9 protein-coding genes are annotated in these 12,879 nt (G+C 40.2%); 7 read left to right on the forward strand and 2 right to left on the reverse strand.

Annotated elements, in window-relative coordinates; genetic code table 11:
• Window positions 1–12: 12 nt before the first annotated feature.
• Together MQE36_RS10115 and MQE36_RS10120 are read right to left on the reverse strand one after the other, a co-directional pair.
• Window positions 13–1,326, reverse strand: a complete 1,314-nt coding sequence (locus MQE36_RS10115) for a phenylacetate--CoA ligase family protein (RefSeq protein WP_242935858.1) — start codon at window positions 1,324–1,326, stop codon at window positions 13–15.
• Between the two features lie 260 nt (window positions 1,327–1,586).
• Window positions 1,587–2,447 (reverse strand): AraC family transcriptional regulator, encoded by an 861-nt coding sequence (locus MQE36_RS10120; protein WP_242935859.1) that lies wholly within the window; start codon window positions 2,445–2,447, stop codon window positions 1,587–1,589.
• A gap of 153 nt (window positions 2,448–2,600) precedes the next feature.
• On the opposite strand from MQE36_RS10120, the gene MQE36_RS10125 reads away from it, so the two are divergent.
• Genes MQE36_RS10125 through MQE36_RS10155 form a run of 7 tightly spaced genes read left to right on the forward strand, consistent with a single transcriptional unit; the run spans window position 2,601 to window position 12,873 of the window.
• Window positions 2,601–4,217, forward strand: coding sequence for a UxaA family hydrolase (locus MQE36_RS10125; protein WP_242935860.1), 1,617 nt, complete (start codon window positions 2,601–2,603; stop codon window positions 4,215–4,217).
• Window positions 4,218–4,232: 15 nt separating this feature from the next.
• Window positions 4,233–5,561 (forward strand): alpha-L-fucosidase, encoded by a 1,329-nt coding sequence (locus MQE36_RS10130; protein WP_242935861.1) that lies wholly within the window; start codon window positions 4,233–4,235, stop codon window positions 5,559–5,561.
• Between the two features lies 1 nt (window position 5,562).
• Window positions 5,563–6,336: an SDR family NAD(P)-dependent oxidoreductase gene (locus tag MQE36_RS10135; protein WP_242935862.1), complete on the forward strand. Its 774-nt coding sequence runs from the start codon at window positions 5,563–5,565 to the stop codon at window positions 6,334–6,336.
• Window positions 6,336–8,138 carry an alpha-L-fucosidase gene (locus tag MQE36_RS10140; RefSeq protein ID WP_242935863.1) on the forward strand — a complete coding sequence of 601 codons (1,803 nt, stop codon included), beginning with the start codon at window positions 6,336–6,338 and terminating at the stop codon, window positions 8,136–8,138. The genes MQE36_RS10135 and MQE36_RS10140 overlap by 1 nt, the downstream gene beginning before the upstream one ends.
• Window positions 8,139–8,151: 13 nt before the next feature.
• Window positions 8,152–10,398 (forward strand): alpha-L-fucosidase, encoded by a 2,247-nt coding sequence (locus MQE36_RS10145; RefSeq protein ID WP_242935864.1) that lies wholly within the window; start codon window positions 8,152–8,154, stop codon window positions 10,396–10,398.
• A gap of 9 nt (window positions 10,399–10,407) precedes the next feature.
• Window positions 10,408–12,009 carry a sulfatase family protein gene (locus tag MQE36_RS10150; RefSeq protein WP_242935865.1) on the forward strand — a complete coding sequence of 534 codons (1,602 nt, stop codon included), beginning with the start codon at window positions 10,408–10,410 and terminating at the stop codon, window positions 12,007–12,009.
• 12 nt (window positions 12,010–12,021) lie between these two features.
• On the forward strand, window positions 12,022–12,873 hold the full coding sequence (locus MQE36_RS10155) for a fumarylacetoacetate hydrolase family protein (protein ID WP_242935866.1): 852 nt from the start codon (window positions 12,022–12,024) through the stop codon (window positions 12,871–12,873).
• Window positions 12,874–12,879: the final 6 nt, after the last annotated feature.

Raw genomic sequence — 12,879 nt, forward strand, 5'->3', positions numbered from 1 at the left:
CTTTCCAGGCCGTTAGCCAGAAGTTTTCGGATGGTATAGATTCATAACCCTTTTTCTTTTTCCGGATAACAGTACGGGGATTTCATTAACGTATTCGACAGTTATTTTTGCATCACTCCCCAACAGGTCTTTAAAATGCTCTTTAAATTCTGTTTCTTTTAGAAAGTCTTTTTTGTAGTTCAGTTTAATGAGGTATTCTTTCACTCCTGTTTGTATAAACTGATATTGGTTAAAATAATCAAAATAATCCTGCATTCTGGGATAGATCGCATATGGAGACAATAACTCACCCGAAGTTGTATAAACAGCATCCATTTTTCTTCCTTCCACTTTTGTCAGTACCATCTCACCATTTAATATTTTATAACAGCCTAGATCTCCGGTGTCATATCTGATCAGTGGCATGGCGTAATTAAACAGATCAGTTACAACAATTCTTCCGGTTTCTCCTTCTTTTGCCGGAGCATCATCGTGAAAATTCAGGATTTCGACAAAATATGAAGCCCAATTGATCTTAAAAATATCGTCACTGTTAATTTCCTGTTGGGCTATAATTCCTTGTTCCTCATTAGAGTATCTGGAAACTATCGGGGCATTGAAATATTTTTTAATTGATTTTTTAGTGAAGGGACTTAAACCGTCTGAATTACCTATAAAGAAATTGGCATTTATATTCATTTTCGGTGCATTGGCGTCTTTAAGATAATGACAGATCGTTTCAAAAGACGAAGCAATACCTATAAAGCTTTTAAAAGAAGGATCTTTTTTGATGGTATTGAGAATAGAAGCAATGTTTTCATCCGTAAGCTTATAGACGTCAATTTTGACAATATTTTGTGTCAGGGTTTTAAAAAAGCTTTTGGTTTCTCCACTCCACATACGTAAATAATACAGGCGTTCTCCCACTTTATAACCGTTCTTTTCCAGAAAGTAAATGGTTTCGGCAGTATTTCTGTATTTTTTTTCCTTGTTATGATAAATGGTAAAAGGTATTCCGGTAGAACCACTTGTAGACACTTTGTAATTCCTGGAATTTAAAAATAAACGTGATTTGAAATCATCAAATAAGTTAATGACCTCGCTTTTTTTGATTACCGGAAAATCTCGCAGACCGGAATGGTTTTTATAGCGAAAATAAAAAGGTGTTGTAGTTGCGGCATGCTTCATCACTTGTTTTAGGAGCTGGGATCTGCGCACCATAGAGCCGTTTGAGTTGATGTCTTCTAAAATAAGCCTGATATCGTTAAGATGCTTTTTTATCAGGTTACCTTTCAAAGAATCAAGCCCCCAGAATATCCTGTTCCTTATAATGCTTTCAACCCTCATTTCGCGATGGCTTATCAATATAAATGTACGAAAAGTATTAAACAGGACTGCGTTTTATTGGGTAAATGCAATTTTTTTCGATGTTTACGATATCGATTCACTTGTGCATCGAAATTCAGTTGTATTTATGTTGCCCGTGCCGGCCGGAATGATCCCCGGCGGGAAGGTATTGAGAGGGGAGCTTCTAAGCTTGTCCTGTGAAACATATCCGTAAAGATTTCTCAGAGACGGCTCGGAGGTGGTTTACGAAAAAAAAACTCTTAATATCTGATGGTTTTGTTCCGGTATCCGCTGGGAGAAACGCCCTTTATTTTTTTGAATGTCCGGTTAAAATAAGAAAGGCTGTTGAAACCTGATTGGTAGCATGCTTCAGAGATAGTTTTAGCAGGTTCAGCTTCATTCAGGACCTTACTGGCATATGTAACTCTTAGTTCATTTACGAAAGTAACGAACGACTTTCCTGTTTTATTTTTAAAATAGCGGCAAAAAGCAGCTTTATTCATACCGGTCATCGAAGCTACTTCATCCAGGGGCAGTTGATTTTTAAAATTTTCCATGATATGCTGAATAACCCTGTTAAGTCTCAGGTCTTTAACCTCGTAACCGGATAGCCAATGATCACTGCTCAGTACAGTCTTATTTTCTATATTGCTCAGCAGATAGAACACGTTAAGTAGAGCGATGCCGTTCTCATGGAGTGAATCATGCCCCATTTTGTCTAATATTTGCCTTATTTCCTTGTTTTTATTACTTCTGAAAAGAATACCTCTTTTCCCAAAGTCCTGAAGTTTCTTGACATAAGAGAAAGGGGATTCAGAAGCAGTATCCGCAGGCAGGATTGTTTCCCTGGCATGAACTACATAAGCAACAGAACTCTTTGGAGTACCTTCTTTTTGGCTATTGGAATCAAACATGTGGGGTACATTACTTCCGATATAAAAAATATCATCCTGTTTGAATGTTCCGATATAATCGCCTGCATACAGGGTACCGTTCCCTTTTACAATGTAAACGATCTCTATTTCAGGATGATAATGCCAAAGCTTGAGAAATTCCTTTTCCTCATTTTTTGATACTTTTATATCACGATCAAGATTCTTTTGAAGATAATGCAGTTTCATAAAGCAAATTGTTTCTGATTCTAAAAATCAGATGCATTTAATGAATGATTCTGAGATTATGCAAATATTGTACAAGTATAAGCAAATTTCGTATAATCGAGATATTTACCTTAAACTTAATTTTGAGTTTCCAGAATTTTAAGAAGAATTACATTGAAAAATTACTTGAAAATATCGGCAGAAGATAATGTGGCTGTTGCATTAGAGAATATGAATGCAGGTGAGGTGATAGACCGTGCTGTCATGTCAATTACAATAAAAGAGACCATCCCTGTAAAGCATAAGTTCGCCTTACAGGATTTTGATAAGAACGATACCATTGTCATGTATGGTGTTCCGGTGGGTAAAGTTGTAAAGCCTATTGCGAAAGGTGAATTAATAAGTACGGAAAATATTATACACGTAGCGGCTTCGTATGCATATAAGGAAAAAGCATATAAAAATCCTCTGGTTAAAATTGAGAATCTGGAGGAAAAAACATTTTTAGGTTATCACAGAACCGACGGACAGGTAGGTACGGGCAATTATTGGATTTTTGTCCCAATGGTGTTTTGTCAGAACAGGAATCTGAAAGTCCTGAGAGAAGCCTTTGAAGCAGAGCTGGGTTACAAAAAAGAGAACCCGTATAAGCTACAGCTGCGGAAATTAGTTTCCGGTGAGAGCGAAGAAGTGTTCATTGAAGATGTGGAAAGCAAGTCTGAAAAAGTTTTTGAAAATATAGACGGGATTAAGTTTTTAACTCATGAAGGAGGTTGCGGCGGCACCAGAGACGACGCACAGGCACTTGTGAATTTATTGTCAGGTTATATTAAAAACCCAAATGTTGCCGGGGCAACAGTTTTAAGTCTGGGGTGTCAGCATGCCCAAATTAGCCTGATTCAGGAAGCCCTTGATCGTCATTTTAAAACAGATAAAGAGGTACTGTATTTCGAGCAGCAGCAATATAGTTCGGAGAATGAAATGTTAGTATCGGCTGTAAACCAGACATACAAGGCCTTGAAAGCAGCTAATGAAATATCCCGAAAACCAGCTCCATTAAGTAAATTGAGTATAGGATTGGAATGTGGGGGATCAGATGGGTTTTCAGGAATAACGGCAAATCCGCTCATAGGCCTCGTTGCCGATAAAATCAATGCACTTGGAGGGAGAAGCATTCTGTCGGAGTTCCCGGAACTATGTGGTGTTGAGCAGGATTTAATAGACAGAAGCCCAAACAAAGATGTGGCCGGTAAGTTCATTGACCTGATGGAGCGCTATAATAAAAAGGCACATGAAGTCGGATCCGGGTTTGATATGAACCCTTCCCCCGGGAACATTAAGGATGGCTTAATTACCGACGCCATAAAATCGGCTGGTGCAGCCACGAAAGGCGGAAGAAGTGCTATAGCAGATGTACTCGATTATGCTGAATACGCAACCAAACCGGGACTTAATTTATTATGTACACCCGGAAATGATGTTGAATCAACAACAGGATTGGCCGGCTCCGGCGCTAATATGATTTTGTTCTCAACCGGCTTGGGTACCCCGACAGGCAATCCCATTTGTCCGGTAATAAAAATAGCGTCGAATTCGATGCTCCCCGCTAAAATGAAAGATATTATAGATTTTGATGCGGGAAGGCTCATATCGGAGGGGCTGCCTCAGGAGGCATTGGCTGACGAGTTGATAGATTTAATTATTGAAATTGCCAGCGGAAAAAAGAAAACATGCGCAGACCGGTTGGGTCAGGATGATTTCATTCCCTGGAAAAGAGGAGTATCCCTTTAAAAAACCTTATATATCATGAAAAAAATATTCACTGCGTTATTAGTAGTACTCATGTTCGGTAGTGTACTATCTGCACAAGAAAAATATATACCGACGAAAAAAAACCTGGAAGCCCGTGAATGGTTTCAGGATGCTCGGTTCGGGATGTTTATTCACTGGGGAGTGTATAGTGTTTTAGGAGATGGTGAATGGGTAATGAACAATCAGAATATCCCTGTCGACCGTTATGAATTACTTCCCGGTTTTTTCAATCCGGAACAATTTGATGCCAAAAAAATTGTCGACCTGGCAAAAAAGGCAGGGATGAAATACATAACGATTACAACAAAACACCACGATGGGTTCGCCATGTACGATTCTAAGGTCTCTGATTATAATGTGGTGAAAGCAACCCCTTACGGAAAAGATATTTTCAGGATGCTGGAAGAAGAATGTGAAAAGCAGGGAATCAAGCTTTTTGCGTATTATTCTCAGCTTGACTGGCGCCACCCGGATTATTTTCCTCGCGGAAGAACAGGTAATAAAACCGGAAGACCGGAATCAGGAGCTTGGGAACAATACCTTCAATTTCAGGATGCACAGATTAAAGAACTGGCAGAAAATTATAACATAGCCGGGTTTTGGTTTGACGGATGGTGGGATCAACAGGATAAGAGCGATAAGGACAACCCTAAAAAAACAAAAGTAAACTGGGATCTGTCTCATACCTATAAGATGATACACGATGTGAATTCGGCTTTACTGGTCGGAAATAATCACCATGTTTTGCCTTTTGAAGGAGAAGATTTTCAGATGTTTGAAAAAGACCTTCCCGGAAAGAATACAACAGGCTTCGGGGGAACGAAAATCGGTTCACTTCCTTTGGAGACTTGTGAAACTATAAACCATTCCTGGGGCTTTAACCTTCAGGATGGTAAACATAAGTCGGTTAAGGAACTTATACAGTACATCGTAAAAGCAGCGGGCAACGATGCAAACTTTCTTCTGAATGTAGGTCCGATGCCAAATGGTAAAATTCAGGAAGAGCATAAGCAACGCTTGCTGGCCATGGGGGAATGGATGAAAAAAAACGGAGAAACGATTTATGGTACCCGGAAAGGGTCTGTATATATAGAGAACAAGGTGGTATCAACTCAGAAAGGGAAGAAGTTGTATATACATGTTTTAAATCCGGTTGATAACAAAATTGTTATTGACGGTTTTAATGAAAAAATAAAAGGAGCTGTATTGTTTGAAGATCGGACGAAAGTTGGTTACCGACTGAAAAATAAGCGGTTAGAGCTTACGGTTCCGACTGAAAAGATAAATGAAACAGATACTATAATAGAAATAACACTCAAGTAATATGTCGTTTAGTTTAGAAAATAAAGTAGCCATTGTCACCGGTGGAGCAAGTGGAATAGGAAAAGCAATTACCACCAGATTTGCGGAGGCAAAAGCAAAAGTCCATATTTTAGAATTTAATGAGGAGCATGGGAAACAAGCGGTTGCCGAAATTGAAGCTAACGGCGGGAGTGCGTTTTTTCATCAGTGTGATGTGTCTGATCACGATCAGGTGAAATCAATTATCGATTCGATAGCTTTGGACAATAAGATTGATATTTTGGTGAACAATGCGGGTATTGCCCATGTGGGGAATGTTGAAAATACTACCGAGGAAGATTTGGACAGGGTATACAGTGTGAATGTAAAAGGAGTATACAATTGTATTTATGCCGTAGTACCACATTTAAAAAGTAACGGAGGAATTATCCTGAATATGGCCTCAATAGCCTCTTCCGTAGGAATTTCGGACCGATTCGCTTACTCCATGTCTAAAGGAGCAGTTTTAACTATGACGTATTCTGTAGCAAAAGATTATCTAGATGATGGTATTCGATGCAATTGTATTTCACCGGCCCGGGTGCATACTCCGTTTGTTGATGGCTTTATCAATAAGAATTATCCCGGAAAAGAAGCAGAGATGTTCGATAAGCTGTCTAAAACACAACCCATAGGCAGAATGGGGAAACCTGAAGAGGTAGCAAACCTTGCACTTTATTTGTGTTCGGATGAAGCTTCTTTTATTACGGGTACAGACTTTCCAATTGATGGCGGATTTATAAAACTTAACGGATAATGATAAAAAAAATCACATGTCTTTTAGCTGTTGTTCTCTTTACTTTAACCGGAATAACAGCCCAAAACAATAACTCTTCGGATGCATTAATAAAGAAGCTCGAGGAGCGCCCTTATCCACAATGGTTCAAGGATGCCAAGCTTGGAATTTTTATCCATTGGGGGTTATATTCCGTACCGGCCTACGGCGGGAAAGAATCGTATTCTGAGTGGTTTTTAAGAGGATTACAAACAGGAAGTCCGCTGAGAACAGAATATATGAAAAAGAATTTCGGCCCTGATGCTACTTATAAAGATCTGGCACCTCATTTTAAAGCAGAACTATGGGATCCGCAGGAGTGGGCACAATTCTTTAAGAAATCGGGAGCTAAATATGTAGTACTGGTTTCAAAACACCATGACGGCTATGCACTGTGGCCAAGCAAATACAATCGAAACTGGAACAGTGTCGATGTTGGTCCAAAACGTGATATTGTAGGTGAATTAACGGAGGCAGTTAAGGAAGAAGGTCTTAAAATGGGACTTTATTATTCATTGTCAGAATGGAACCATCCACTACACCGATGGTATACCGATCCGCATGACAGTATCGGAAGGTATGTGAAAGAATATATGGTGCCCCAGTTTAAAGAGGTTATTGGAACATATAAGCCTTCATTGATATTCTCGGATGGGGAGTGGTTTAATACTGCCGAGCAATGGCAGGCCGCAGAGCTTATCGATTGGTATTACAATCTGGTGGGTGATGATGCAATCGTAAATAACCGATGGGGACATGGATTGGATATTGGTTTTTTAACTCCTGAATACAGTGCCGGTATTAAAGTAACCGACAGGCCTTGGGCTGAAGTCAGGGGGATAGGGCGTTCGTTCGGATTGAACCGGAATGAGAACCTCGAGGCTTATGGAACATCTGCAGAATTGATTCACAGATTTGCCCAGACAGTCGCTAATGGCGGAGGAATGATTATTAATGTAGGTCCAAAGGCAGACGGACAGATCCCGCTTATTCAGCAAGAAAGGCTTATCGATTTAGGTAAATGGCTGGCATTAAACGGGGAAGCTATTTATGGAGCACAACCTTATCAGGTACAGGAACAAGAAAAAGATGTTCAGATAACACGTATAGATTCTGTTATTAATTTTAATTGGGTTAGAAACTCTCCGGTAAAAGGAATTAAAGAAGATTATTTTACAGCTGATTGGAATGGTTTTATTGTGGCTCCGCAATCGGGTAAGTTCGATTTTGAGGTAAAGGCAGATGATGAAGCAGCAGTCTGGATAGATGGCAAAGTGGTAATTAATCAAAATTTCACATCCGCAGGAAGCGATTCAGAGGTGATGGGAGCTAAAACGGGAGCTTCTACCCAGGGAAGTATAAAACTGAAGAAAGGGATGTTATATCCGATCAGGATCCAGTATCGTGAAAAGAAACAAAATGCCCATTTATCTCTATTCTGGAGTACAAAAGGAAAGGAGAAAGAAGTCGTGCCGGCTTCAGCCCTGTTTACAGATAAAGATAAGAACAAACATGGATTGGCAGGAGTATATGCTTCTAAGAAAACTTATTTATGTTATACGCAAAACAACAGCAATATTTATGCAATAAGTTTTGAATGGCCGGATGATGAGTTGCTTTTAAATATTCCTGACCCCGGAAACGGAGCAAAGATCCGGCTAATCGGTTTGGACCGCGATTTGCCGTGGACTTACCAGAACGGAAAATTAAAGGTAGATACCGGCGGAATAAAATATTCGGAATTGCCGTCTCATATGGCATGGACCTTTAAAATAGCGAAATAAAAACACCGGAAAAATGATAAATAAAACGACACTGTTTGGATGCTTTATCCCATTGCTTTTAATAATACTGGTCTCCTGCTCAGGTAAGGATGAAGGAGTTAAAATGCCTGTAAACAATACCATCGTTGTAGATGCAGATGACACCAAAGATTCCATTGTCCTAAAAGCAGCCCATGTTGTCCCGACTGCCAATCAGATGAAGGCGCTGGAAGATGAATTTATTGCATTTATTCATTTTGGTCCAAATACGTTTACGCGTAAGGAATGGGGAGACGGAATGGAAGATCCGAAGATTTTCGATTTAAAAGAACTGGATACAGACCAGTGGTGTAAGGCTATGAAATCTGCGGGGATGACAAAAGTCATCCTGACGGTTAAACATCATGATGGTTTTTGTTTATGGCAAAGCAGGTATACCGATCATGGAATTATGTCTACAGGATTTCAGGAGGGTAAAGGAGATATTTTAAAAGAATTGTCTGAATCATGTGAAAAGTATGGTTTGAAATTAGGAATTTACTTGTCTCCTGCCGACTTGTATCAGATTGAAAGCCCGGAGGGGCTATATGGGAATTTGAGTAAAGCTACTGAAAGGACAATTCCAAGAACTGTTGATGGTCGTCCGTTTGAAAACAAAACTACATTTGAGTTTGAGGTGGATGATTACAATGAGTATTTTTTAAATCAGCTTTTTGAGCTGCTTACCGAATACGGTCCCGTTCATGAAGTATGGTTCGACGGTGCCCATCCAAAGCGTAAAGGAGGGCAACAGTACAATTATATGGCATGGAAGGAATTAATTCAGAAACTCGCTCCTGAAGCAGTGGTTTTTGGTAAGCAGGATATTCGCTGGTGTGGTAATGAAGCAGGTGCTACACGAGATACAGAGTGGAATGTTATTCCCTATCAGGAAGATCCGAATGCGATGAACAGGTTTGGTGATTTAACAGTTAAAGATATAGGAAGCAGAGAAAAATTATACGAAGGGAAGTTTTTACATTATCAACCGGCAGAAACCAATACATCAATTCGCGAAGGTTGGTTTTACAGAGATGATACCGATCAGGAAGTTAGAAGTGTAGATGATGTATTCGATATTTATGAACGCTCTGTGGGGGGGAATTCTGTTTTCCTGTTGAATATCCCGCCAAACCGCGAAGGTAGGTTCTCGGCGAGAGATGTGGAAGTTTTAGAAGAAACCGGAGCCCGGATTAAAGAAACTTACACCAGTAACCTGTTATCGGACGCTAGCGAAATAAAAGATTTAACAGATGAAGATAAAAGGGATTATGTGTTATTGGATACAAACAACAGTATTGAGTTTACCTCAGAGGCGCCAATCACCATCAACAGGTTTGTTATTCAGGAAAAAATAGATACGCATGGTGAACGTATAGAAGAACATGTTTTAGAAGCTTTTATCGATGGAGTGTGGAAGGAAATTAAGAGAGCCACTAATGTGGGGTATAAAAGAATATTAAGATTCCCGGAGGTAACAGCCCGGAAATTCCGCTTTAAGGTATTGCAATCAAGATACCGGCCTGCAATTTCATTTATTGGGGCTTATTATTATGAATCTCGTCCTCCTCAGCTGGATATTACCAGAGATCGAAACGGAAGCGTAACAATTATTCCTGAAAAGGATGAGTTCGGATGGAAGCCCCATGGTGCCAATTCGCAGGATGTCATGAAGGCAAATATGGAAATCAGGTATACAACCGACGGAACAGTTCCTTCTAAAGAATCTGAATTATATACCAGGCCCTTTGAATTTGATCACGGTGATATCAAGGCTGTGGCATTCATTAAGGCTAACAAGGGGAGTGTTGCTATAGAGACGTTCGGTATCAGGAAAAATGCATGGAAAGTAATCAAAACAGATAGCCGTCACGGAGAACACCTTGCTGAAATGGCAATTGATGCCGATCCTGATACTTACTGGCAGTCTGGGAAATCAGGGGAGTCACACTATATTATAATCGATCTGGGTAAAACAGAAGAGTTTAACGGATTTGCATACACGCCACAAAAGGAAAACGCTGAGGGAATGATGGAAAAAGGTGCATTTCTGGTTAGTGCAGATGGTAATACCTGGAAAAAAGTATCAGACTTCGAGTTTGGTAATCTGATCAACGATCCGGTGACGAGAAAACATACATTCAATACATCAGCTAAAGGAAGGTTTGTAAAAATATCGTCGACAAGAATTGCCGGGGGACATAGTGGTTTGAGTATTGCCGAAATAGCAATATTGAAGTAAGAATAGCGTATGAAAAGAGCAGCTGTATATTTGGTCATAACTCTGGTAGCCGTTTTCGTTTTGTGGCTGGTTTCGTGTAAATCGGAAACAAAAGAAAATACAGGCACCGAAAAAGCAGAGGAGTTGCCGAATATCATTTATGTATTGGCAGATGACCTGGGGTATGGAGACTTACAGGCATTCAACCCCAATGGTAAGATATTAACTCCACATCTTGATCAACTGGCATCAGAGGGGATGATGTTTACAGATGCACATACATCTTCTGCCGTTTGTACTCCTACACGATACGGGATTCTTACCGGCAGATACAATTGGAGAAGTCCGCTTAAAAGCGGAGTGTTAACGGGGACTTCTGAAGCTTTAATACCCAATAACAGGGCAACGGTAGCTTCGTTGCTCAAAAAAAAGGGATATACGACAGCCTATATTGGCAAATGGCATTTAGGATGGAACTGGGCCAGAAAGGATTCATTAAAAGGTCTTGGTCCCGGCTGGAATGATACCGATTATGACAATATTGATTTTACGGCTTCGGTTTCTAATTCCCCGAACGATTTAGGGTTTGATTATGCATATGGACATTCAGGCTCTTTAGACATGGCACCTTATGTTTATGTGGAAAACGAACAGGTAACAGCGCAACCGGATAGAGTTACAGTAGATACAAGCAAATATGGTTGGTGGAGAAAAGGGCCTACCGGAGCCGATTTTCACCACGATGATGTTACACCTAATTTTTTCAGAAAGACCTTTAAGTATATCCGGCAGCAAGCTAAAAAAGAACAGCCTTTTTTCTTGTATCTGCCTTTACCATCGCCACACACACCGGTTTTGCCAACCAAAGAGTGGCAGGGTAAAAGCGGGATGAATCCGTATGCAGATTTTATGATGATGATAGATGATTATATGGGGCAACTTGCAAAGGCGATCAGAGAGGCGGGAATTGAAGAAAATACCCTTGTCGTGTTTACGAGTGACAACGGATGCTCGCCACAGGCTGATTTTGAGCTGTTAGCGAAGTATGGTCATAATCCGGGCTATGTTTACAGAGGGCATAAGGCAGATATCTATGAGGGAGGGCACCGGGTTCCGTTCATTGTAAAGTGGCCTGGAGTAATTAAGCCAGGAACCGTTTCTGATGCAACGATATGTACGACCGATTTCTTTGCAACCTGTAGCGATATTATCAACATTAATTTAACGAATAACGGGGGAGAAGATAGTTTTTCCATGTACCCTTTGTTTAAAGACCCGAATACTACAGAATATAAGAGAGACTTTACTGTTCATCATTCCATTAATGGGAGTTTTGCAATAAGAAAAGGAAGGTGGAAGTTGATTTTTTGTTCCGGATCCGGTGGGTGGAGCTACCCAAAACCGAATACCGGGGATGTAGAAGGCCTTCCCGATTATCAGTTATACGATATCATTAGCGACCCTTCTGAAAAAAACAACGTAATAGAGAAATACCCTGAAGTTGTTAATGAATTAGAAAGTTTAATGGCTGCAGCCGTTAAAAACGGAAGAACGACTCCGGGAACACAACAAGAGAATGATGCACCTATGAATGGAAAGGCATGGAAACAAATTGAAATATTTAATGAGTAAATATAGCTAATAATGAAATTAATAAGATTTGGAGAGCCTGGAAGAGAAAAGCCAGGCGTAATTGTAGAAGGAAAAAGATTAGACGTATCGGGTTTCGGTTCAGATTATACGGAACAGTTTTTTGAAACAGACGGTTTAGAGCGTTTAAATAAATGGCTGGAGATACACCAGGGCGATTGTCCGGTTGTAGATGAAGGAGCACGTTTGGGAGCTCCAATTAGCCGTCCGTCGAAAATTGTTTGTGTTGGTTTAAATTATGCCAAACATGCAGAAGAAAGTGGAATGGCTATTCCTAAAGAACCGGTATTGTTTTTTAAAGCAACAACGGCAATTGTGGGCCCGAATGACGATTTGATCATTCCACGTGGGAGTGAGAAAACAGATTGGGAGGTAGAGTTGGCTGTAATTATCGGCAAAAAAGCATCTTATGTTACAGAAGAAGAAGCTATGGATTATGTAGCCGGGTACGCATTGCATAACGATTATAGTGAAAGAGCCTATCAACTGGAAAGAGAAGGACAGTGGGTTAAAGGAAAAAGTAATGATACGTTTGCTCCGTTAGGCCCTTTTTTAGCAACCAAAGAGGAAATCGAAAATCCACATAACTTGAACTTGTGGTTAAAACTTAATGGGGAAATGATGCAGAACAGCAATACCTCAGATTTTGTTTTTGATATCCCGAAACTGGTAAGTTATATCAGCGAGTTTATGACCTTGTTACCGGGGGATGTTATTTCAACAGGAACACCTTTTGGCGTTGGACTCGGATTAGATCCGCAACGCTATCTGAAACCCGGAGATGTTGTAGAGTTGGGAATAGAAGGCCTAGGAAGCGCAAAACAAGTAGCCAGGGCATATCAATAGTGAAAT

It is taken from the genome of Zhouia spongiae (genome assembly GCF_022760175.1).
GTDB lineage: Bacteria > Bacteroidota > Bacteroidia > Flavobacteriales > Flavobacteriaceae > Zhouia > Zhouia spongiae.